This window comes from Arthrobacter echini (assembly GCF_008107445.1).
Lineage (GTDB): Bacteria > Actinomycetota > Actinomycetes > Actinomycetales > Micrococcaceae > Arthrobacter_D > Arthrobacter_D echini_A.
The window spans coordinates 765,961-789,032 of the sequence record NZ_VSLD01000001.1 but is presented as its reverse complement, the minus strand read 5'-3'; the positions used below and the strand labels follow the sequence as shown (position 1 = coordinate 789,032).

The 23,072-nt window shown below is 67.5% G+C and carries 18 protein-coding genes and 3 tRNA genes; 12 read left to right on the top strand and 9 right to left on the bottom strand.

What is annotated here, in order from left to right:
• Nucleotides 1–32 precede the first annotated feature (32 nt).
• The 4 genes from FQ377_RS03760 to FQ377_RS03745 all read left to right on the top strand — a co-directional run bounded on the left by FQ377_RS03760 (nucleotide 33) and on the right by FQ377_RS03745 (nucleotide 6,334).
• On the top strand, nucleotides 33–425 hold the full coding sequence (locus FQ377_RS03760) for a DUF5997 family protein (protein WP_148599857.1): 393 nt from the start codon (nucleotides 33–35) through the stop codon (nucleotides 423–425).
• Nucleotides 426–501: 76 nt separating this feature from the next.
• On the top strand, nucleotides 502–1,266 hold the full coding sequence (locus FQ377_RS03755; protein WP_148599856.1) for a hypothetical protein: 765 nt from the start codon (nucleotides 502–504) through the stop codon (nucleotides 1,264–1,266).
• Nucleotides 1,263–2,864, top strand: coding sequence for a DNA polymerase Y family protein (locus FQ377_RS03750; RefSeq protein WP_316245910.1), 1,602 nt, complete (start codon nucleotides 1,263–1,265; stop codon nucleotides 2,862–2,864). Before FQ377_RS03755 ends, FQ377_RS03750 begins: the two co-directional genes overlap by 4 nt.
• Before the next feature lie 53 nt (nucleotides 2,865–2,917).
• The gene (locus FQ377_RS03745) at nucleotides 2,918–6,334 is read left to right on the top strand and encodes an error-prone DNA polymerase (RefSeq protein WP_148600088.1); all 3,417 of its coding nucleotides are present in this window, start codon (nucleotides 2,918–2,920) and stop codon (nucleotides 6,332–6,334) included.
• Nucleotides 6,335–6,393: 59 nt separating this feature from the next.
• On the opposite strand, the gene FQ377_RS03740 is transcribed toward FQ377_RS03745, so the two are convergent.
• Nucleotides 6,394–6,476 (bottom strand) — tRNA-Leu (locus tag FQ377_RS03740).
• A gap of 322 nt (nucleotides 6,477–6,798) precedes the next feature.
• On the opposite strand from FQ377_RS03740, the gene FQ377_RS03735 reads away from it, so the two are divergent.
• The 6 genes from FQ377_RS03735 to FQ377_RS03710 are packed head-to-tail and all read left to right on the top strand — an operon-like array spanning nucleotide 6,799 to nucleotide 14,331.
• The gene (locus tag FQ377_RS03735; protein WP_148599855.1) at nucleotides 6,799–7,536 is read left to right on the top strand and encodes an FhaA domain-containing protein; all 738 of its coding nucleotides are present in this window, start codon (nucleotides 6,799–6,801) and stop codon (nucleotides 7,534–7,536) included.
• Entirely contained in the window at nucleotides 7,533–8,021 is a 489-nt protein-coding gene (locus tag FQ377_RS03730; protein WP_148599854.1) for an FHA domain-containing protein FhaB/FipA, read from the top strand. The genes FQ377_RS03735 and FQ377_RS03730 overlap by 4 nt, the downstream gene beginning before the upstream one ends.
• A 2-nt stretch (nucleotides 8,022–8,023) precedes the next feature.
• Nucleotides 8,024–9,664 (top strand): PP2C family protein-serine/threonine phosphatase, encoded by a 1,641-nt coding sequence (locus FQ377_RS03725; RefSeq protein ID WP_262364276.1) that lies wholly within the window; start codon nucleotides 8,024–8,026, stop codon nucleotides 9,662–9,664.
• A complete protein-coding gene (locus FQ377_RS03720; RefSeq protein WP_148599853.1) occupies nucleotides 9,657–11,087 on the top strand; it encodes an FtsW/RodA/SpoVE family cell cycle protein in 1,431 nt (476 codons plus the stop codon). The genes FQ377_RS03725 and FQ377_RS03720 overlap by 8 nt, the downstream gene beginning before the upstream one ends.
• The gene (locus tag FQ377_RS03715; protein ID WP_148599852.1) at nucleotides 11,084–12,526 is read left to right on the top strand and encodes a peptidoglycan D,D-transpeptidase FtsI family protein; all 1,443 of its coding nucleotides are present in this window, start codon (nucleotides 11,084–11,086) and stop codon (nucleotides 12,524–12,526) included. Before FQ377_RS03720 ends, FQ377_RS03715 begins: the two co-directional genes overlap by 4 nt.
• Nucleotides 12,523–14,331, top strand: a complete 1,809-nt coding sequence (locus tag FQ377_RS03710) for a protein kinase domain-containing protein (protein WP_148599851.1) — start codon at nucleotides 12,523–12,525, stop codon at nucleotides 14,329–14,331. The genes FQ377_RS03715 and FQ377_RS03710 overlap by 4 nt, the downstream gene beginning before the upstream one ends.
• Before the next feature lie 63 nt (nucleotides 14,332–14,394).
• Here FQ377_RS03710 and FQ377_RS03705 read toward each other — a convergent pair whose 3' ends face one another.
• Nucleotides 14,395–15,039, bottom strand: coding sequence for an aminodeoxychorismate/anthranilate synthase component II (locus tag FQ377_RS03705; protein ID WP_148599850.1), 645 nt, complete (start codon nucleotides 15,037–15,039; stop codon nucleotides 14,395–14,397).
• 358 nt (nucleotides 15,040–15,397) lie between these two features.
• Between FQ377_RS03705 and FQ377_RS03700 the strand changes: the two genes are divergently transcribed.
• Nucleotides 15,398–15,646, top strand: coding sequence for a cell division protein CrgA (locus FQ377_RS03700; protein WP_148599849.1), 249 nt, complete (start codon nucleotides 15,398–15,400; stop codon nucleotides 15,644–15,646).
• Between the two features lie 222 nt (nucleotides 15,647–15,868).
• Here the strand turns inward: FQ377_RS03700 and FQ377_RS03695 are convergent, their stop codons facing one another.
• Both FQ377_RS03695 and FQ377_RS03690 read right to left on the bottom strand, forming a co-directional pair.
• Nucleotides 15,869–16,582: a rhomboid family intramembrane serine protease gene (locus FQ377_RS03695; protein WP_316245907.1), complete on the bottom strand. Its 714-nt coding sequence runs from the start codon at nucleotides 16,580–16,582 to the stop codon at nucleotides 15,869–15,871.
• 166 nt (nucleotides 16,583–16,748) lie between these two features.
• A complete protein-coding gene (locus FQ377_RS03690) occupies nucleotides 16,749–17,291 on the bottom strand; it encodes a peptidylprolyl isomerase (protein ID WP_148599847.1) in 543 nt (180 codons plus the stop codon).
• A 174-nt stretch (nucleotides 17,292–17,465) separates the two neighbouring features.
• Between FQ377_RS03690 and FQ377_RS03685 the strand changes: the two genes are divergently transcribed.
• Nucleotides 17,466–18,341, top strand: a complete 876-nt coding sequence (locus tag FQ377_RS03685) for a hypothetical protein (protein ID WP_148599846.1) — start codon at nucleotides 17,466–17,468, stop codon at nucleotides 18,339–18,341.
• A gap of 99 nt (nucleotides 18,342–18,440) precedes the next feature.
• On the opposite strand, the gene FQ377_RS03680 is transcribed toward FQ377_RS03685, so the two are convergent.
• The 5 genes from FQ377_RS03680 to gyrA form a co-directional block, all read right to left on the bottom strand.
• Nucleotides 18,441–19,358, bottom strand: coding sequence for a DMT family transporter (locus tag FQ377_RS03680; RefSeq protein ID WP_148599845.1), 918 nt, complete (start codon nucleotides 19,356–19,358; stop codon nucleotides 18,441–18,443).
• Between the two features lie 83 nt (nucleotides 19,359–19,441).
• Nucleotides 19,442–19,514: transfer RNA gene (locus FQ377_RS03675), tRNA-Ala, on the bottom strand.
• Nucleotides 19,515–19,703: 189 nt separating this feature from the next.
• Nucleotides 19,704–19,777: transfer RNA gene (locus FQ377_RS03670), tRNA-Ile, on the bottom strand.
• 80 nt (nucleotides 19,778–19,857) lie between these two features.
• Nucleotides 19,858–20,376, bottom strand: coding sequence for a DUF3566 domain-containing protein (locus FQ377_RS03665; protein ID WP_148599844.1), 519 nt, complete (start codon nucleotides 20,374–20,376; stop codon nucleotides 19,858–19,860).
• On the bottom strand, nucleotides 20,373–23,042 hold the full coding sequence (gene gyrA, locus FQ377_RS03660; RefSeq protein WP_148599843.1) for a DNA gyrase subunit A: 2,670 nt from the start codon (nucleotides 23,040–23,042) through the stop codon (nucleotides 20,373–20,375). The genes FQ377_RS03665 and gyrA overlap by 4 nt, the downstream gene beginning before the upstream one ends.
• Between the last annotated feature and the right edge of the window lie 30 nt (nucleotides 23,043–23,072).

Here is a 23,072-nt window from a genome sequence, read left to right as displayed (position 1 = left end):
TAGCGCCTGGGCTCGACCGTTAAGCTGGGTCCATGACTCCCGCGAAAGCCACCCAGACCCTCAAACCCGCCACGGCGGCCAAGAAGCTGGGGATCTACCTGCCCGCCGCCCCCCAGGCCTTCCAGGAGAGTGGACCGACGCGCGCGGAGTTCGACGAACTCCAGCAGAGCCCGCCGGAATGGCTCGCGGAGCTGCGCCGCACGGGCCCGCACCCGCGCCCCGTGGTGGCGCAGAAGCTCGGTATCTCCATCAGCGGCCTGGCCCGCGGTGGACTGACGGATCCCCTGACGACCGAGCAGATCACCGCCCTCCTGCAGGATCCGCCGGCCTGGCTGGTCAGCGAGCGCGCCACGCAGGCGGCCGTCCGCAGCGAGGCGGCGAGGGTCAAGGAGCGCGATGCCGCGCGCAGGGCTGCCGACACCTGAGAAGCACCGTGGACGCGGTTCGTCCGGACCGGACACACCGATTGACTTAATAGAACACGTCTTCGAATATTAGGGGGTGACGCCTCCAGCTGCCGGTCCCGAGTGGGACGATCCCCCCACCGAGGGCGCGCCACGACCCGCGGCGTCCGGGACGGCCCGCGAGCTCCAGGCCCGGATCAACAGCATGCAGGCCAGCACGCTGGCCTCGCGGTGCATGCCCACGGTTCCCGCACTCGCCCGGATCCTGCCCGGCGGCGGCCTCCAGTCCGGGAGCTCGTACGCGGTGCGGGACTCCGCCACCCTGGCCATGGCGCTGCTCGCGGGCCCGTCGGCGACGGGCGCCTGGTGCTGCGTCATCGGCGTACCGGACTTCAGCGCCGAAGCGGCACAGGGCTTCGGCATCAACCTCGAGCGGCTCATCCTGATCCCCGACCCCGGAAGCCAGTGGCTCTCCGTCACGGCAGCCCTCGTGGACGTGGTCTCGATCGTGCTGGTCCGCACCCCGGAACACCTCGCACCCACCGAGTGGGCCCGTCTGAAGGCGCGCCTGCGCCAGCGCGGCGCGGCGCTGATCACCCTCGGCTCCTGGAAGCAGAGCGATTCGACGCTCGGTGTGGCCGAGAGCGCCTGGGAGGGCCTCGGGGCCGGCTCCGGCCACCTCCGGAAACGCCGCATGAAGATCACCGCCACGCAACCCTCCGGACGGCTCCGCCACGCCTATGTGGGACTGGCCGAGCTGCAGGGCACCGCGGACGGAACCGTGCTCCCCGGAGCCCCCTCCCTCGGCGACGGCGATCCCGCCGGTTCCCTGTTCGAACCCCGGCTGATGAAGTCCTCGTGAGATCCACCCTGCCCGCAGCGCCCACCGCCACCCGGACCCTGATGTTCTGGTGCCCGGACTGGCCCGTGACGGCAGCACTGCGCGAACACGCGCTGCCCGCGGACACCGCACTCGTCCTCGTGGAGCGGGGGGAGGTCTTCGCGTGCTCCCCCGCCGCGCGCCAGGACGGCGTGCGGCGGGGACTGCGGATCAGGGAGGCCCAGGCCCGCAGCACCGGACTCGTGTCCCTCGCGTACGATGCCTCCCTCGACGAACGCGCCTTCGAACCCGTGACCGCGGCGGTCGAGACCATCATGCCCGGCGTGCAGGTGATCCGTCCCGGGCTGTGCGCCATCAGGGTCAAGGGACCCGCGCGGTACTACGGCAGCGAGGAGAAGACCGCCGGCGTCGTCGTCGACACCCTTGCCGCCATCGGCCTCACCGATGTGCGGATCGGCGTCGCCGACGGGCCGTTCGCCGCCGAGCAGGCAGCCCGGGCCACCGACCAGCTCGACGACGACGCCGCGCCGGTCGTCGTCATCCCGCCCGGTGGCTCGCCCTGGTTCCTCAGCAGCTACCCCCTGGAGGTCCTGGAGCAGCCGAAGCTCACGGTGCTGCTCAAACGGCTCGGCATCCGGTCCCTCGGCGACTTCGCCGCCCTCAGGGCCTCCGACGTCCGGAACCGCTTCGGCCTCGAGGGCGCCGTGGCCCACCGTCAGGCCGGCGGGCTAGACCACCACGACGTCGTGGCCCGCACGCCCCCGCCCCAGCTCGACGCCGTCGCCGATTTCGAGCCGCCGCTGGCCCGTATCGACCAGCTCGCATTCACCATGCGCACCAGGGCTGCTGCCTTCATCGACACCCTGCGCGGGGCCGGCCTGGTCTGCACGGCCCTGCACGTGTCCCTGCACACGGAGTCGGGCGAGGTCTCCGCGCGCCGCTGGCAGCACCCGCGCTGGTTCGACGCCGACGACGTCGTGGACCGTGTGCGCTGGCAACTGCAGGGGGCCAATGCGTCCGACCACGGCCTGACCTCCGGCATCACCCGGGTGCACCTGGTGCCCGACGTCGTCGAGGACCTCGGCGATCACGCCGACGGCCTGTGGGGCACGGGACCGGACGAGAGCATCCACCACGGCCTGGCCCGGGTGCAGAGCATGCTGGGCCACGGCGCCGTGCTCACCGCCGTCATCGCCGGGGGCCGGCTCCTGGCGGATCGCCGCGTCCTCATCCCCTGGGGGGACGTGCCGGCGGGATCGCAGTCCCCGGGACCACCCGCCAGGGAGCGGGACCAGCCCTGGCCGGGCAGGCTGCCGGGCCCGGCTCCGGCCACCGTGTTCGCCGACCCCAGGCCCGCCGTCGTCGTCGATGCGCGCGGCAATCCGGTGGACGTGGATCCCCGCGGTCTCCTGAGCGCCGATCCCGCCTTCTTCAGCGCCGGGTCCGACGGCGGACAGCGGCCTGTGCACTCCTGGGCCGGGCCGTGGCCCATCAGTGAACGGTGGTGGGATCCGAAGGGACGGGCGCTCCACCGCTTCCAGCTGGTGGATCAGTCGGGATCCGCCTGGCTGCTGCTGCTCGAGGACCACGCCTGGTGGGTGGAGGCGAGCTACGACTGACCGGGGTGCCGGCAGCAGGGACAGTGACGGGAACGACGACGGGACGGAGGACCATGGGCTGGAACAACCCACCCATCCCGTGGTCGGAGTTCGAGCGGAATCTCTCCGCGACCCGGCCCGGCGCACCGCCCGTGGGCGCCGACGGCGGTGACAGTCCCGCGTGGTCGCGGAAGCGCCTGCCCTACACGGCCCCTGCGGCTCTCCCCGCTCCGGAGGGCCCGGTGGTTCCGTACGCCGAACTGCACGTCCACTCCAACTTCAGCTTCCTCGACGGCGCCTCCAGCCCCGAGCACCTCGCCGAGGAGGCCCACCGGCTCGGGCTGACCGGCCTGGCCCTGACCGATCACGACGGCCTGTACGGCGCCGTCCGCTTCGCCGAGGCGACCGAGAAGTACGCCAATTTCTCGACCATGTACGGCACCGAGCTCTCGCTGGGACTGTCCCGACCCCAGAATGGGGAGGCGGATCCACAGGGCAAGCACCTGCTGGTCCTGGCCCGCGGGGCCGGCGGCTACCACCGCCTGTCCACGGCCATCACGGAGGCGCAGCTCCACACCGAGGCTGAGAAGGGCAAGCCCTGCTACGACCTCGAGCGTCTCGCCGGACATGCCGGTGGCCAGTGGATGATCCTCACTGGCTGCCGCAAGGGGTCGGTCCGCTCGGCGCTCACCGCCGGAATCACCGAGGCCGAGACCGAGCTCCGGAGGCTCGTGGACCTGTTCGGCCAGGATTCCGTCACCGTCGAACTGATCGACCAGGGCAACCCGCTGGACACTGCACACAACGCTGCCCTGGCCACCCTCGCCACCCGCCTGCAGCTGCCCACCGTCGCCACGAACAACGTGCACTACGCCACTCCGGACCAGCACCGGCTCGCCTCCGCCCTGGCCGCGGTCAGGGCGCGCCGGAGCCTGGACCAGATGGACGGCTGGCTTCCCGCTGCCGGTTCCGCCCACCTGCGCAGCGGGGCGGAGATGCTGCGACGGTTCAGGGACTACCCCGGAGCCGTGGAACGGACCGTGGACCTCGCAGCGGAGCTGTCCTTCACCCTGCGCAGTGTCACCCCCGGCCTGCCGAACATCGAGCTGCCCGAGGGGCACACCCAGATGAGCTATCTCCGGCAGCTCGTCTGGCAGGGAGCCGACAGGCTCTACGGGGGCCGGGCCGACGTCCGGGAACGCATCGAGCGCGAGCTGGAGGTCATCGAGGACAAGAACTTCCCGGGCTACTTCCTGATCGTCCACGATCTCGTGCAGTACGCCCGCCGACACGGCATCCTGTGCCAGGGGCGCGGATCGGCCGCGAACTCGGCGGTCTGCTATCTGCTGGAGATCACCGCCGTCGACTCCATCAAGTACCGGCTCCCCTTCGAACGCTTCCTGTCGAGTCTGCGCGACGAGGAACCGGACATCGACGTGGACTTCGACTCGGACCGGCGCGAGGAGGTCATCCAGTACGTCTACCGCAAGTACGGACGCTTCAATGCCGCCCAGGTGGCCAACGTGATCACCTATCGGCCGAAATTCGCCGTCCGGGACATGGCGAAGGCACTCGGTCACAGTCCCGGGCAGCAGGACGCCTGGTCGCGGCAGATCGAGCGCTGGGGGGGCCTGGTCTCCAGCAGCGATCACGACATCCCGGAGTCTGTGGTCACACTGGCGCAGGAGGTGCTGAAGTTCCCCCGCCACCTGGGGATCCACTCGGGCGGGATGGTGCTGACGGACCGGCCGGTGGGCGAAGTATGCCCCATCGAGCATGGACGGATGGAGGGTCGAACCGTCCTGCAGTGGGACAAGGACGACTGCGCCTGGATGGGACTCGTGAAGTTCGACCTCCTGGGGCTCGGCATCCTCGCCGCCATCCAGTACAACTTCGACCTCGTGGAACGGCACTTCGGTGAGACATGGGAGCTGCACACCATTCCGAAGGAGGAGCAGGGCGTCTACGACATGCTGTGCTTCGCGGACTCCATAGGGGTGTTCCAGGTGGAGAGCCGCGCCCAGATGGGAATGCTCCCCCGCCTGCAGCCACGCCAGTTCTACGATCTCGTGATCGAGGTGGCCCTGGTCAGGCCCGGTCCCATCCAGGGCGGTGCCGTTCACCCCTACGTCAAGCGGAAGATGGGCGAGGAGGAGGTCCGGTACATCCACCCCGAGCTGAAACCGGTCCTGGAGCGGACCCTGGGTGTTCCCCTCTTCCAGGAACAGCTCATGCAGATGGCCATGGTGGTGGGCGGCTGCACCGGCGCGGACGCCGACCTCCTGCGCCGCGCGATGGGATCGAAGCGGGGTGAGGAGCGGATCGACTCCCTCAGGGCCACGCTGTACGAGGGCATGGCGTCCAAGGGGATCACCGGAGAGACGGCGGACGCGATCTACAGCAAGATCTACGCGTTCGCGAACTTCGGTTTCGCCGAGAGCCACTCGATCAGTTTCGCGCTGCTGGTCTACGTGAGTGCCTGGTTGCGCCTGCACTATCCGGGGGCGTTCCTCGCCTCGCTGCTGCGTGCGCAGCCCATGGGGTTCTACTCGCCGCAGACGCTCGTGGCGGACGCCCGGCGGCATGGCGCCGTCGTGCTGCGCCCCGACATCCTGCTCTCCGGGGTGCACGCCGACCTCGAACCGCTGGAGGGGTACCACCCTCCCTCCGATCCTTCCCGGCGTACCACCGGCATGGACTGCTGCATTCAGAACGAGCAGGCGCCGGTAGGTCCCTTCGATCCGGATACACCCTTCGACTCCACCCTGCACCGGCGTGACGGCAACCATGCGGTGCGGCTCGGACTCGCCAGCGTGGAATCCCTCGGCATGAAGCTGGCCGAGAGAATCGTCGCGGAGCGGGAACGGGAGGGCCCCTACGAGGATCTTCCCGATCTGGGACGGCGAACCGGGGTCAATGCGGGCCAGCTCGAGGCCCTGGCGGCAGCGGGCGCGTTCGACTCTATGGGCCTGACCCGCCGGGAGGCGCTGTGGCATGCCGGCCCGGCGTCCACCGAGCGGGCCGACCAGATCAAGGGCACCGCCGTCTACATCCAGCCCCCGCTCATGCCCGAGCTCTCGGACATCGACAAGGTCGGGTCCGATCTCTGGTCCACCGGGATCACTCCGGACGACCACCCCATGCGCCACGCCAGGAGCAGACTGGTTCGTCGCGGCGCCCTGACGGCACTGGAGCTGAAGACGACGGAGTCCGGTCGGAGGATCGAGGTGGCGGGAGTCGTCACGCACCGGCAGAGGCCGGCGACCGCGAGCGGCATAACCTTCATGAACCTCGAGGACGAAACGGGACTGGTGAACATCATCTGCTCGGTGGGCGTCTGGCAGCGCCACCGCCGGGTGGCGCGCGAGGCCGGCAGCGTGATCGTCCGCGGCATCCTCGAACGCTCCGACGAGGGGATCGTGAACGTGGTGGCGGACCGCATCGAGGTCCTGCAGCTCAGGGCCACCAGCAAGTCACGCGACTTCCGCTGACCCGCGCCCGACGACGAAGGGCCCCCGCCAAGCGGAGGCCCTTCCCAGTTGTTGCACTGTGCGCGAGGGGGGATTTGAACCCCCACACCCTTTCGGATACTGGCACCTGAAGCCAGCGCGTCTGCCGTTCCGCCACTCGCGCAGTCTGAGTTTCCAACTCCTGCACGCAGGGGCGCAGATGTTGTGAACAGCAGAAACGAGCATAGCGGAGAGCCGCAGCAATCACCTAAACACCCACGGACATCGCCGGCCGTACCATGGATCCACGCACCGGGAGCTGCGTGGCTCGGTGATCGTTAGGACAAAGTGATCCTCGGGGAGCCCTCCTGAAGCCCTTTCAGGAGGGCTCCCAGTAGTATCGGATGGAACACGCCCGGCTGGACCCTGCCATCAGGCAGCACCGGGCACGATACCGCGGCACCCCGCCGTCGGACCGGCGCAGCGACAGGAGAAGGAGGCACGCGATGGGCATTCTCGACAACGTGGAACGTGGAATCGAAAAGTTCGTCCGCGGCGCCTTCGCGAGTGGCTCCCACTCCCAGGTACAGCCCCTGGAGATCGCCAGTGCCCTTCGGAAGGAGCTCGACAACCGCTCCCTGGTTCTCTCGCAGGGTCGCACCCTCGCGCCGAACGTCTTCGCCGCGCGCCTGTCCGACTCCGACTTCGACCTCGCCCAGCAATGGGGTTCCCCTCTCGCCGAGGAACTCTGTGATGTGGTCATCGCCCACGTGAACAGTCAGCAGTACAGCCTGCAGGGGCCCGTGCGTGTCTCCTTCGAGCACGACCCCGACCTTCGGGCGGGTGTCTTCGAGATCGATTCGTCCATCGAGAAAGCGGGCGCGGAGCGTCGCCCTGCGGGGCCCGCTGCTCCAGCGACGCCCCGGCACGAGCCCGTGCGGTACCAGCCGGTCCTCGAGCTCGACGGGCGGCGGCACTCCATCACCTCCGGTTCGGTGGTGCTGGGTCGCTCGTCCGAGGCGGACATCCTCGTCGACGACACCGGGGTGTCGCGTCGGCACCTGGAGATCCGCTCGGAGAACGGGCGCGTCTACGCCGTCGACCTCGGGTCCACCAACGGCAGCTACGTCAACGGCCAGCGCGTGGCGGGCCGCACGGAGCTCACCGACGGCTCGGCCATCTCCCTGGGGCGGTCACGCCTGATGTTCCGCATCCTTCCCGAGCAGGGCGGCGGACACCGATGACCGATGCCGGTGAACTCACCGTCACCCTGCTGCGCTTCGGATTCCTGCTCCTGCTCTGGGTCCTCGTCCTCAGCACCGTCGGTGCCCTGCGCCGCGACCTCGTCGTGGGCCGACGGAACAAGGTGGGTACGCCCACGGCACGGGAGATCCGCAGGAACCCGGACCTCGTGGAACAGGCGCCGCCGGCGCGCACGACGGCGCGGCAACTGGTCGTCACTGAAGGCCCCCTCACAGGGACGGTCCTCGAACTCGCCGCCAGCCCCATCCTGCTCGGCCGGGCACAGGAGTCGTCCATCGTCCTCGAGGACGACTACGCCTCCGGTCGGCACGCGCGCCTGTTCCCGCAGGGCAGCCGCTGGTTCGTCGAGGACCTCGGCTCCACGAACGGCACGTATCTGGCCGGTCAGCAATTGACGCGAGCCCTGCCCGTCGAGCCGGGAGTCCCGATCCGGATCGGCAAGACGGTCATCGAATTGAGGCCATGAGCATGAGGCTCGCCCTGCGGTTCGCCGCCCGCTCCGACGTGGGCATGGTGCGTGCGAAGAACGACGACTCCGCCTACGCCGGCCGCTATCTCGCTGTCGTGGCCGACGGCATGGGCGGCCATGCCGGCGGCAACGTCGCCTCGGCGTCGACGGTGCTGGACCTGATCCATCTCGACCACGACGGACACGGTGGCGAGGCGGGAACGCATCTCGCGGACGAGATCCAGACCGCCAACTCGCTGCTCTCCGAACTGGTCAGCACCAGTCCGCAACTCGCGGGGATGGGCACCACCGTCACGGCCCTGCTCCTCGAGGATTCCACGCTCCAGCTGGCCCACATCGGAGATTCACGCGCCTACCGCCTCAAGGACGGCGTCTTCGAGCAGATCACCACGGATCACACCTTTGTGCAGCGGCTCATCGACGAGGGCCGCATCACCCCCGAGGACGCGGAGGTCCACCCGCACAAGAACGTCCTCATGCGCGTCCTGGGCGACGTCGATGCCAGTCCCGAGCTCGATCTGGACCACTTCGACGCAGCGCTGGGGGAACGTTGGCTGCTGTGCTCCGACGGGCTCAACGCCGTCCTCCCCGATCGCGTCGTCGAGCAGACCATGCGCGACGCCCCGGATATCCGCGAGGCCGTCAACTCCCTCGTGGACATGACGCTCGCGGGCGGCTCGCCCGACAACATCACCGTCGCCGTGATCGAGGTCGTCGACGCGGACGACGACGGCGTACTGCCCGCCGCCCTGCCTCCGGCACGGGAGGCTGCGGGCGAACGCGACGGCGCAGTCGAAGGCTCCGGTGAGACAGGGGACCCCGCGGAGACGGACACGGCGGAGACCGCCTCCACGGATATCGAGCACAAGGGGGATCTGCCCGGTACGGCCATCCGCGCCGATGTGATCCGCGAGGATCTGCTGACCAGACCCCATGTCCTCGTGGGCTCGGCCGCCCTGGCCACCGAGACGGGCCAGATCCCCATCGTGACGCAGCGGACCACGGAGCGGCGCGCCGCGAAGATGCTGATGCGCCAATCGGACGAGGATCTGGCCGAGAACCTCGAGGACGAGCCTCCTGTCCGGAAGCGGCGCTGGCTCGTGCCGGCATTCCTCTCCCTGCTCACCCTGATCCTGGTGGCCGTCCTGGGCTTCGGTTACACCTGGACACAGACGCGCTACTACATCGCCGATGCCGATAATCGCGTCGCGATCTTCACGGGGGTACCCCAGAGGGTGGGACCCATCGATCTGAGCGACCTGTACCGGACCACCGACATCCCGGTCTCCAATCTGCCCGAGTACCAGCGCTCCCAGGTGAGGAACACCCTGCCCGCAGCGAGCCTGCAGGAGGCCGAACGGATCGTGGGCGATCTGCGCAGTGAGCTACGCGCCGTCTCCTGCGATCCGGTCACGCCGGGCACCGCCTCCGCGAACCCGAGTGCCGGCGGCGGGGGCCCGACCGCCGGCAGCACGGCGCGTCCTGGTCCCTCCGGATCGGCCGATCCATCGGCGTCCGCGTCCGGATCGACCGGCCCATCGGCGTCCGCGTCGCCGGGTCGGTCGGCGTCCGCGCAGGCCGGCGCCGCCTCCGGGACCGGTTCGCCGTCCGTGGACTGTGGAGGTACCGGAGATGAGTGATGTCCTGACCGCTCCCCGCTCACGGCGCAACATCGAGCTCGTCCTGCTCCTGCTCGCCCTCGTCGTCGCCATCGGGGCAAACTTCCTGGCCAACCTCGGGCGCAACGAACCGCTCGGCGACTACTTCTGGTCCCAGGCGCTGACACTCGGGCTCATGAGCCTGTTCCTCCACATCGTGCTCCGATTCCGGGCGAAGTATGCCGATCCGGTGATCCTTCCCATCGTGACTGCCCTGAACGGGATCGGCCTGGCCATGATCCACCGCCTCGATCTCTCGGCGGTCTCGGTGAATCCCGATTTCACCCCCGTGGCGCCGCAGCAGGTGATGTGGACCGCGGTGGCGATCGGGGCGGCAGCGATCCTGCTGCTCGTGTTCAGGGATCACCGGATCCTCCGGCGGTTCACCTATACCTCGCTGATCGTCAGCGCCGTGCTGCTCCTGCTGCCCCTCATGCCACCACCGCTCGGCCTGGAGATCAACGGGGCGCGGATCTGGATCTCGGTCGGTTTCGGCACGTTCCAGCCGGGTGAGATCGCGAAGATCACCCTCGCCATCTTCTTCGCCGGCTATCTGTCCACCAACCGCGATCTGATCCTGCTGGCCGGCAAGAAGATCGGCCCGCTCCAGCTACCGCGCTTCCGTGACCTGGCCCCGATGGCCGCGGCCTGGGTGGTCAGCATCGGCGTGCTGATCTTCCAGCGCGATCTGGGGTCGTCGATCCTCTTTTTCGGTCTCTTCATGGTCATGATCTACGTGGCGACGAGCAGGGTCAGCTGGGTCCTCATCGGCCTGGCGATGATCGCCGGCGGGGTGTTCGTCGCACTCGAGCTGTTCAGCCATGTGGCCCTCCGCTTCGACTCGTGGATCAACGCCTTCGACCCCGACGTCTACAACCGGTCTCCCGGCGGAAGCGGTCAGGTGGTGCAGGGCCTCTTCGGACTCGCCGACGGCGGCCTCCTCGGCACGGGTCTCGGCGGGGGCAGGCCCGACCTCGTGACATATGCGAACAGCGACATGATCATCGCCGCACTCGGTGAGGAGCTCGGGCTCATCGGCGTCGTTGCGATCGTGATGCTCTACGTCATCCTCGTCTCCCGTGGCATCAGGGCAGCTCTCGGGACCAAGGACGGCTTCGGCAAGCTGCTGGCGTGCGGTCTCTCCTTCACCATCGCGCTCCAGTGCTTCGTGGTGATCGGCGGCATCACCCGGCTCATCCCGCTGACGGGGCTCACCACGCCGTTCATGTCCGCCGGAGGGTCGTCACTGCTCGCCAACTGGCTGATCGTGGCACTGCTGCTACTCATCTCGGAGACCGCGCGACGCCCGGTCACCAGCACGCCCATGAAGAATTCGTTCCCCGAGCCGGTCGGCGTCACGGGGAAGATCAGCAGAACCAGGGAAGCCAGGGAGGGGAACCGATGAATCAGGCCATTCGCGGGGCCTGGGTGGTCGCCGTCACCATGTTCGCCCTCGTCCTGGGTTCCCTGACCTACGTACAGTTCTTCCAGGCGGCGGAACTGACGGCCAACCCCTGGAACAACCGCCAGCTCTATCAGGACTTCGGCCGTCAGCGAGGTGCGATCCTCGTCGACGGTCGGGCCGTGGCGCAGTCCGTGCCGTCCAACGACCAGTTCAACTACCAGCGTGTCTACGGGGAACCCGAGCGGTACGCACATCTGACGGGTTTCTATTCCCTCTCGATCGGGTCCACGCAGCTCGAGGACGCGGAATCGGAGATCCTCGCCGGTACCAGCAGCTCACTCTTCTACGACCGTGTGGTGAGCCTGTTCTCAGGTGCCGAACCGGGCGGCGCATCCGTGGAACTGACGATCGACCCCCAACTCCAGCAGCTCGCGTCGGACCTGATCCCGGAGGGCCAGCGGGGCTCCATCGTGGTGATGGAACCCTCCACCGGCAAGATCCTCGCGATGGTGTCCAAGCCGACCTACGACCCGAATCTGCTGTCGGGGCACGACACCTCGATCGTCGCCGAGAATCTTGCCGCACTCACGGAGCAGCCGGGCCTGTCCGTCTACACCAATCCGGCCACGGAGTCGCTCATCGCACCGGGGTCCGTCTTCAAGCTCATCGATGCTGCGGCGGCGCTCGAGTCCGGTGAGTACGACGCCGAGTCCGAGATCCCCAACCCGCCGGCACTGGAGTTCCCCGGCATCGAGTACACTCTCCCGAACTTCGTCTCGGGCGGGTGTGCGAGCCGGGCGACGGCGGATCTCGAGTTCGCCCTGGAGCAGTCCTGCAATACGGCATTCGCGCAGATCGCCCTGGACCTGGGTGAGGAGGCCCTCCGCAAGCAGGCGGAGCGGTTCGGCTTCGGCGAGGAGCTGTCCATTCCCACCCGGGTGCTGGCCAGTATCTTCCCGACGGACCTGACGGATCCCGAACTGGCCCAGTCGGCGGTCGGCCAGTTCGATACGCGCGTGACGCCCCTGCAGATGGCCATGGTCGCCGCTGCCATCGCCAACGATGGTGAGCAGATGAAACCGCAGCTCGTCTCCTCCATCAGGGCTGCCGACCTCGAACTGATCGACTCCCCGCAGCCGGAGACGCTGCGGCAGTCGGTGAGCCGTGAGACGGCGGACCAGTTGACTCAGTGGATGGTCAACGTGGTGGACAACGGAACCGCGGCAGGAGCCCAGGTCGCGGGCGTGAAGGTCGCCGGCAAGACAGGGACCGCCGAGGTCACCGACAGTGGAGACAATGCCTGGTTCACCGGCTTCGCCCCTGCGGACGACCCGCAGGTGGCCATATCGATCGTGATGGAGAACGTGGACATCCCCACCGGTCAGCAATTGACCTCACCCAGTGCCAAGAGACTCATAGAGGCGGTGTTGAACAGATGAGGCCAACGTCAGGAATCACCCTGGGCGGCAGATTCGAACTGACCGACCGCATTGCCATCGGTGGCATGGGGGAGGTCTGGAAGGCCCGGGACCGGATCCTCGGCCGCGTCGTCGCGATCAAGATCCTCAAGGAGGAGTACTCGGGCGACCCGGCATTCCTGAACCGCTTCAGGGCGGAGGCACGCCACACCGCCCTGCTCAACCATGAGGGAATCGCGAATGTCTTCGACTACGGCGAGGAGGGCGGGTCCGCCTACCTCGTCATGGAACTCGTCCCGGGGCAGCCGCTCTCCGCCGTGATCGAGAAGGAGCAGGTCCTCTCACCGGACCGGACCCTGTCCATCGTGGGTCAGACCGCCACGGCCCTCGCCGTCGCCCACCGCCAGGGACTCGTCCACCGCGACGTCAAGCCCGGTAATATCCTCGTGATGCCGGACGGTCGTGTGAAGATCACCGACTTCGGGATCGCGCGGCTCGCCGATCAGGTGCCGTTGACCGCCACCGGTCAGGTCATGGGCACAGCCCAGTATCTTGCTCCGGAGCAGGCCACGGGCCAGCCCGCAACGGGCTCCTCCGACATCTACGCACTCGGTGTGATCGGCTACGAACTGCTGGCCGGACGGCGCCCCTTCTCCGGCGAATCACAGATCGCCATCGCACTCGCCCAGGTCAACGACGCGCCACCTCCCCTGCCGGAATCGATCCCGCACCCGGTGCGGGCACTCATCGGCTCGATGCTGGCCAAGAACCCGGCCGATCGGCCCGCTGATTCGGAGGCCCTGGCGCGGGCAGTCGATGCCATCCGTTCCGGCGATATCCGGGCGGCGGAGGCCGCCGTCCCCGGAATGCTCGCCTTCTCCCGCGGCGCCGACATCCCTACGGCGGCGGTACGGCGCCAGGACACGCAGGCGACGACGGCCATCTCTTCCCCGTCGACGTCGGCCCTGCCGACCGTGGCCGCTCCCACCACCGCCGGGATCGCGGCGTCGCGGGACTGGTCGGAGGACGACGTCGACGGCCCTGACGGCGCGCAGGCGTACGACCAGGAGGTCAACCGGCGTAGCCCGTGGCTGATACCGCTGATCGTCCTGCTCCTGCTCGCACTCGGCGCGATCGCGTTCCTGATGCTCCAGCCCCTGCTCGTGGGGGACGACGCGGCGGACGTACCTCCGGTGGAAACCACCTCCGCGGCACCCACGACGCCGTCACCGGAACCCAGCGAGACGCCGAGCGAGTCCGCGGAGATCGTCATCACCACGAGCGACTATCTGGGGAGGCCGGTCGCCGACGTGACGGACGAGCTCGCCGAGCTCGGCTTCAGGGTGACGACGGACACGGATCCACCCTCCGACACCCGGGAGGGCCTCGTGACAGGCATCGATCCGGTCGGGAGCCTCAGCCGGGGCGACACCATCACCCTCAATGTCTCCAGCGGCCCCGAGAATGTCACGGTTCCGGCGGGCCTGCAGGGAAGAACCGCCGCCGAGGTGGACCGGATCCTCGTGGATCTCGGACTGGTGCCGGTGAACGAGGGGACCGAGGAGTCCCAGCAGCCCGAAGGCACGGTGGTCAGAACCGCACCCGGAGCCGGAGCGGTCGTCGCCACGGGAACCAACGTCAACTATGTCGTCTCCTCCGGTCCTCCCGCACCTGCGCCACCCGTCGAGCCCGCACCGAGCGAGGAACCCCCGCCCGCGGAGGATCCGCCATCGAGCCCGGACCCGGCGGCAACGCCGAGTCCGGAGCCCACCACGAGTCCGGCCGCAGCAGCCGACCCGACACCCGCTCCCACCTCGACGCCCTGAATCGGCAGCTCCGGAGGCCGCCGTCTGAACCCTCCTGAGGTCGGAGGGCGCCATGTTCCTACGTCAGCGTGCGATGAGTGGGCTGAGGCCCGCAGCGGTGGCAGCGGCCCCCCGGAGACCCAGGGACTCCAGCCAGTTACCCAGTAACTGGTAGCCGCCCTCGGTGAGCACGGACTCCGGGTGGAACTGGACGCCGTGCAGGGGCGCTGTGGTGTGGTCAAGTCCCATGATGATCCCGCTCGCCGTGCGCGCCGTGACGGTCAGCTCGGCCGGCACGTCATCGCTGACAGCCGCCAGCGAGTGGTACCGGGTTGCCGTCATGGGCGACGGCAGATCCGCGAAGACCCCGGTGGAATCATGCTCCACGAGGGAGGTCTTGCCGTGCATGAGCTCCGGCGCGTGCGTGACGGTTCCGCCGTACGCCTCGGCGAGCGCCTGGTGCCCGAGGCAGACCCCGAGCATGGGCTTCGCGTGGTTGCCGCACCAGGTGATGAGATCCACGCAGATCCCGGCCTCGGCAGGCGTCCCGGGGCCGGGAGAGATCAGGACGCCGTCGCGGGACGCCGCCATTTCCTGCGCCTCGGCGAGCGTGAGATCGTCATTGCGGACCACTGTCGTCTCGGCCCCGAGCTCCTGCAGGTATCCGACGAGGGTGTAGACGAAGCTGTCGTAGTTGTCCACGACGAGGATGCGGGTTGTAGCAGCCATGAGCTATGGGGAACCAATCGTTGAAGCGGTGGGCGGACAGGCCCGATGGGGCCCGGACCGACAGCACCTCGGAGGAGACCTGTGCCGGTGCATCGGGTCGTACGTCGTCGTCCATCAGATTATCCCCGTCCTCCTGCCCGGACCACCCGGCTCCACCTCCACGGCACCGACCCGACCCGCCAGGACGCGCGGCTTCTCGGGCAGGACCTCCCGCCACCCGGGTCTTGGCTAGAATCTTCAGGAGAACCGGGCCGCCGCCTGTCGATGGGCCCGTCGGCCCGGACAGAGCGTCCCGGCCGGAAAGCCGTCACACCACCGGCGCCGTCGATCCGCGACCGCGCCCCGTCGAGGAGTACCCGTGCCAGAGTCGAAGCCCCGCAAGAGAGCCACGTCCACAACGGCCCACGTGAAATCCTCGCAGCCCACACCGAATCCTGCCTGGTACAAACCCGTGATGTTCGGCCTGATGATCATCGGGCTGCTCTGGATCATCACCTTCTACATCTCCGAATCGCGCTTCCCCGTGGAGGCCTGGGGGTCGTGGAACATCATGGTCGGCTTCGGCATCGCGATCGTCGGCTTCCTCATGACCACCCGCTGGCGATGAGTGCCCGGCGAGTGGAGCTGTACACAGCATGTGCATGACGTTTTCCACAACTGTGCAGAAGATCGAGGATTTCGCCTGAATTTCCGGTCGATCCCCCGCAGCGCTTATCCACAGCTGTGGAATTACATGTGTGTAAGTTATCCCCGCTGTGGATAAAGGCTGTGGATAACGCACTGAGGGGCCGGTACGAACAGTACCGGCCCCTCAGTGCATCCCATGTGGTCAGCCGGGCAGACGTACGACCCCGACGAGGGTGAGCACGGCGAGCAGCGCCACGACACCGGCCAGACCCAGCCACTGGATGGTGGACTGCCGTTCGCCACGCGGCGCATAGGCGATGATCGCCGCGCAGGCAGCCCCCGTCAGGAGTCCACCGAGGTGCGCCTCCCAGGCGATGCCCGGGACCACGAAGCCCAACACGGCATTGATGCCGACGAGCACCACGATCTGCTTGACATCGTTACCGCGCTTCCGCTGGATGATGAACAGTGCGCCGAACAGTCCGAAGACGGCGCCGGAAGCCCCCACCACACCCTGGAGCGGATTCGGGCTGAGCAGGAGCACTCCGATCGACCCACCTACGGCGGCGATCAGGTACAGCGCTGCGAACCGGGCCCATCCCATGGCCGGCTCGAGGACCTTCCCGAGGATGTACAGCGCGTACATGTTGAAGGCGATGTGCAGGAAGGAACTCTGGGAGTGCAGGAACGCTGCCGTCAGCATGCGCCACGGCTGCGCGGGAATCACGCCCTCGAGCCCCGCCGTGAAGACGGGAGCGTAGAGCAGGGCGCGGGTCAGGTCCGGAACGACGAGTTGCAGGAGGAAGACCACCACACAGAGCCCGATGAAGGTGTACGTGGCAACGGGTCTGGTGCCGCGGGCAATACCGCCGAAGGCGTTCCTGCGCACCGGGGCGTTGGCGGCCTGCTCCCGCACGCAATCCACGCACTGGAAGCCCACGGCGGCGGGTCGCTGGCACTGCCCGCAGGCCGGGCGGCCGCACCGCTGGCAGCTCACATAGCTGACGCGATCGGGGTGCCGCGGACATACCGGAGCCTCCTGGCCGCCGGTATCAGGCGCAGGAACACCGAAGGACACTGGGTCAGAGCTGCTCGACGGTGATGCTCTCGATCACGACGTCATCGAGGGGCTTGTCCCTCATATCGGTGGCGATCGAATTGAGCTTGTCGACCACCGCGCGAGAATCCTCATCGGTCACATCGCCGAAGATGGTGTGCTTGCCCTGCAGCCAGGTGGTGGGCACCGAGGTGATGAAGAACTGCGATCCGTTGGTCCCGCGTCCGCCCTGGAGCCCTGCATTGGCCATGGCGAGCTTGTACGGTTCCCCGAACGTGAGGTCGGGATTGATCTCGTCGTCGAACTGGTAACCGGGGCCGCCTACTCCCTGTCCCAGGGGATCGCCTCCCTGGATCATGAAATCCTTGATGATGCGGTGGAAGATGGTCCCGTCGTAGAGCGGGGTGTTGCTCTTCTCGCCGGTCTTCGGGTGGGTCCAGGTGATCTCGCCGGTGGCGAGCCCGGTGAAGTTCTTGACGGTCTTCGGCGCGTGGTTGCCGAAGAGGTTCACGAGGATCTCGCCCTGGTTCGTACGGATGGTCGCTTTTGCTGTTGGAATGGCAGTCATCCCTCTATTCTTTCACGCTGCCCTGGCGAAAAAGCTGGAGCAGTGCCATTCCGCGCACAGTGAAATCACAGTGAAATGCCGAACCCGATGGATATCTGCGCACGGCCGGATAGCACCCCCTGCCCATGCAACGTAGGCTGATGTCAACGAGTAGGCACCCTTTTGGAGGTTTTTGTGAAGAAGAACGATCGTGTTGCCCATGAGCTCGAAGACGTCGTTGCCGGAGTGACCGCAGTGCGTGAATGGGCAGCGCCCCGCGTGGATGCAGCCTACGGGTGGGCGAAGCCGCGTCTCGACAAGGGCATCGAGACCGCCGGCCCTGCGCTCCAGGACACCTACCGCCGTGCGGCCGACGGCATCTCCGGGGGAATCTCCGCCGTGACGCCCAAGATCCAGGACGGGATCGACAAGGTGGGCCCGCGGCTCTCCCAGCTGATCGACGACACCACCCCCAAGCTCCAGGGCACCCTGGACAAGGCAGGGCCCGCGATCACATCGGCCAAGGGCAAAGTGGTGGACGACTACCTCCCCGCGCTGTCCACCAGGCTCGGAGAAGCCGCCGACACGGCGTCGCGGTCCCTGGCCGGTGTCACAGTACCTCCGGCTGTGGAGAAGACCGTGACGAAGGTGACCGGCAACAAGAAGACCGTGAAGAACGCGCAGAAGCGCCTCGCTGCCGCTGCCAAGCAGACGTCGAAGGACCTGAAGAAGAACCAGGCGCGCAAGTCCGGCAAGGGCTGGCTGGTCTTCGGCATCGTCATGGCAGCGCTCGTTGCCGGCGTTGCCGCATGGCGGGCCTCCAAGCCGGTCGAAGACCCCTGGAAGACACCGGCGCCGATCAAGGCGACCCCCGCTCCGGTGACCAGCGTCAAGTCCGAGGAGGCGAAGGAGGTCATCGCCACCATCAAGGAAGCCGCTGATCGCGCGGCCGCCACCGAGGGACAGACTGCGGACGCCAAGACCCAGGCGGACGTGCCGGCTCCGATCAACGCGACCAAGAACGCACCGGAGACCACCAAGAACACCGGCACGGACGAGCACCGCGCCTGATCCGGTAGTCGCCGCACCATCGACATGGAAGGACCCCCGGATCTTCCGGGGGTCCTTCCATGTCCGGGCGGAGATCCCCAAGCACGTGGAGGGCGTGAGTTATTCTCCGCCGAGAGCGGGCGGCGGGCTGGGGTTCTCGGATCCCAGCGGTCGACGTCGGCCCCTGGTCCGTTGCTGTCCGCGCACCACCACTGCCAGACCGACGAGGATCAGCAGGAGCCCTCCGTAGGTCCCGATCGGCAGCTTCTCGTCCAGGAAGACCGCCGCGAGGATCGCCGCACCCGGAATCTCCAGCAGGATGATCATCGATACGACCAGCGGGCTCATCACCGCGAGCAGATGGTTGAACACGGAGTGGCCCATGAGCTGCGCCAGGACGGTGACCGCGAGGATCCCTGCCCAGGCGGCTGGGCTGAAACCCACGAGCGGCTGCCCTGTGAGTACACACAGGACCGCGAGGATCGCCGCGCAGGCCCCGTAGCACAGCGTGGTGTAGGTGCCGGTGGACATGGTTCTCCTCGCGGCGGCGCCGGCCATCTGGTAGATCGCAGCCATGGCTCCTCCCGCCAGGGCCAGCACGTCGCCGAGCAGTGCTTCGCGGGAGAGCGATAGATCGAAACCGGTGATGATGACGACGCCGAGCAGGGCCACTCCGAGGCCGGCCACCACGGCACCCTCCGGCCGGCGGCCCAGCAGGGAATTGAACAGTGCTATCCAGGCCACCTGCAGGCACACCAGGGCTGTCGCTGCGGCGACCGACGTGAGTTTGAGTGCGGAGATGAAGCAGACGAAGTGGAGGGCGAGGGCCACGGCAGCGATTGTGAGCCGCTTGTAGTCGGGGGCGGTCAGCGCGGCGAATTCCGCGCGCTTCGCCACGACCGTCGGTACCGCCATCAGACCGGCACCGAGCAGATTCCGCCAGAAGGCGATCGCCAGGATCGGAGCGGCGGTGGCAGCCATGATGGGGCCGGATGCCGAGACTCCGATGACACCGAGGATCGACAGGAAGATGATCACCGGGCCACCCTAGTGCACTTCATTTCCCTGGCATCCCCTTAACGGGGTAGGTCCCGACCTTTCGGTCGGGACCTACCGTTCGGTGGAGGCACGGGGACTCGAACCCCGAACCCCCTGCTTGCAAAGCAGGTGCGCTACCAATTGCGCCATGCCCCCGAGAAGTATCCACCGGAACGGGTGGACCTATCGTGCTACGCGACGGAATCCGTCGCGTTGCTCCATACCTTTTTTCCTTCACCGCACCCTGCCACCGCGTGTAGACGAAGACACCTGCTGCGGCCGCTGCTGCAACGAGCAACTTCTTCACAACTGCCTCCTGACGAGTGCCTGCGAGTGGCGGATCCGTGGGCGTACCAGGACTTGAACCTGGGACCTCTTCGTTATCAGCGAAGCGCTCTAACCGCCTGAGCTATACGCCCCCATACCGCTACGGGCCAAGAAATGACTTTACCGTAGTGATTCTCGATTACTCAAATCAGGCCGCTGAGCGTGATCGGCCCTAGTCGTCGGTGAGCGTGACGCCGATACCACCCACGAGGCTCGAGGCGATGTTGTACAGCACGGCCGAGAGCATGGCCAGCGCTGTCAGGAGCACCACGTTCACCACCGCGATGATGGTGGCGAACGAGAGGACCTGGGCCAGGGATGCGAACTCCCGAAGATCGAAGCCACCGCTCTCGGATCCTGCGATCTCGCTCAGGAGCTGGTTCACCCCGTCGAAGATGCCCGTCAGATCCAGCACGGTCCAGATCACGAACGAGGCGACCACCGTGACGATGCCCAGGGCGACCGAGAGCAGGAACGACATCTTCAGGACCGACCACGGATCCACCTTGCTCACGAGCAGGCGCGCCTTGCGTGCCTTCGCCTTCGGGGCCGGCTTCACGAGCCCGGGTTTGCCCTGGTTTCCCGTGGACGCCGGCCGCTGCGCCGGGCGTGGGGGGCCCACTCGCGGCGTCGACCCCGGTGTCCGTACTTGACCGCCCGACGATCGCGGATTGGTGCTGCCCGAGCTCACTCGCTACCTCCGTGTTCCGGCGACCCAGCATCTGACTCAGCCACGTCCTCTGTCGACAACGGTACTTCATCCCCCGAGAACCCCACGGAATCCCCGGCCGGTTCCACGGTCCCGATGACGTCGACGTCCGGGCTGGCCTGCGCCGGATCGTCGATCAGACCCTCCTCGACGGCAACGCTGCGTTCGCTGTTGCGGGCCACGGCGATGATGCGGTCGGCCTTGTCCGGCTTGGCGAAGATGACGCCCATGGTGTCGCGCCCCTTGGCAGGAACACCGGCCACCGCGGAACGGACCACCTTGCCGCCGCCCATCACCACGAGCACCTCGTCCTCCTCCTGGACCACGAGTGCTCCCACGAGGTCCCCCCGCTCCTCCGCGAGTTTGGCCACCTTGATACCGAGGCCCCCGCGCCCCTGCACGCGGTAGTCATCGACCCTGGTCCGCTTGGCGAACCCACCCTCGGTGACGATGAAGACGAACGAGTTGTCCGTGACCACCTTCGCGGCGAGAAGTTCGTCGTCGTTGCGGAACTTCATCCCGGTCACACCCGACGTCGCGCGCCCCATGGGACGCAGCGCGTCGTCGTCGGCCGTGAAGCGGATGGACTGGCCCTTCCGCGAGACGAGCATGATGTCGTCCGTGCTGGAGACCAGCTGCGCAGAGACGAGTTCGTCGTTGTCGCGCAGGTTGATGGCGATCACGCCCGCCGTCCGGTTGGTGTCGTAGTCCTCGAGGCGGGTCTTCTTGACCAGTCCCCGCCTGGTCGCCAGGACGAGATAGGGCGACTGCTGGTAGTCGCGCAGATCCAGCACCTGCGCAATGGTCTCGTCGGGCTGGAAGGCGAGCAGATTGGCCACGTGCTGACCCTTCGCGTCGCGGCCGGCCTCCATGAGTTCGTAGGCCTTGGCACGGTAGACCCGACCGAGATTCGTGAAGAACAGCAGCCAGTGATGCGTGGTGGTGACGAAGAAATGCTCGACGACGTCGTCGCCCCGGAGCTGCGCTCCCTTGATGCCCTTGCCCCCACGCGCCTGCTGGCGGTAGTTGTCACTGCGCGTGCGCTTCACGTAGCCACCGCGCGTGATCGTGACGACCATCTCCTCCTCGGGGATCAGGTCCTCCATGCTCATGTCGCCGTCGTAGCCCTGGAGGATCTCTGTCCGTCGGTCGTCGCCGAACTTGGCGACGATCTCGGCGAGCTCCGTGCTGACGATGCCGCGCTGAACGTCCTCGGAGGCGAGGATGCGGTGGAACTCGACGATCATCGACTCCAGCTCGGCGTGGCGGTCCTGGATCTTCTGCCGCTCCAGCGCAGCCAGTCGACGCAGCTGCATGTTCAGGATGGCCGTGGCCTGGAGCTCGTCGATGGACAGCAGGGTGATCAGCCCGTCGCGTGCCTCCTCCGTGGTGGAGGACGCGCGGATCAGGGCGATGACCTCGTCGAGGGCATCGAGTGCCTTGAGCAGGCCACGGAGGATATGGGCCTCCTCCTCGGCCTTGCGCAGCCTGTACCGCGTGCGCCGCACGATGACCTCGAGCTGGTGGGTCACCCAGTGTCGGATGAACGCGTCCAGGCTGAGGGTGCGGGGCACGTCGTCCACGATGGCGAGCATGTTGGCACTGAAGTTGTCCTGCAGTTGCGTGTGCTTGTAGAGGTTGTTCAGGACCACCTTGGCGATGGCGTCGCGCTTGAGGACGATCACCAGGCGCTGGCCGGTCCGGCCCGAGGTCTCGTCGCGCAGATCGGCGATACCGCTGATCTTGCCGTCCTTGACCAGCTCGGCGATCTTGATCGCGAGATTGTCCGGGTTGGCCTGGTAGGGAAGCTCGGTCACCACGAGACACGTGCGGTTCTGGATCTCCTCGACGTTCACCACCGCTCGCATGGTGATGGACCCCCGCCCGGTCCGGTACGCGTCCTCGATACCCCGGTGGCCGAGGATCTGCGCGCCGGTGGGGAAGTCGGGTCCCTTGATCCGCAGGATCAGTGCCTCGAGCAGTTCCTCCCGGGAGGCCATCGGATTCTCCAGGTACCACTGGACACCCTCGGCGACCTCCCGCAGGTTGTGCGGGGGGATGTTCGTGGCCATGCCGACGGCGATACCGGAGGATCCGTTCACGAGCAGATTCGGGAAGCGTGACGGCAGGATCGTCGGTTCCTGGTTCTTGCCGTCGTAATTGTCCTGGAAGTCGACGGTCTCCTCGTCGATGTCCCTCACCATCTCCATGGCAAGGGGCGCCATCTTCGTCTCCGTGTACCGGGGGGCAGCCGCGCCATCATTACCCGGTGAGCCGAAGTTGCCCTGCCCCAGAGCGAGGGGGTAGCGCATGGTCCAGTCCTGGATCAGCCGGACCAGCGCATCGTAGATCGCCGAGTCGCCGTGCGGGTGGTACTGGCCCATGACCTCGCCCACCACGCGGGCACACTTGTTGAACGACCGGTCCGGCCGGTACCCGCCGTCGAACATGGCATACAGGACGCGGCGGTGCACGGGCTTGAGACCATCGCGGACGTCCGGCAGCGCGCGTCCCACGATGACCGCCATGGCGTAGTCCAGATAGGACCGCTGCATCTCGGTCTGCAGGTCCACCTGCTCGATGCGGTCGGTCAGGACCTCGCCCTCGATGGGCTCGTCCGGGCCGTTGCCGATGGTCTCATCAGTCATGATTCAGTTCCGTTCGTGAAGAAGTTCTCC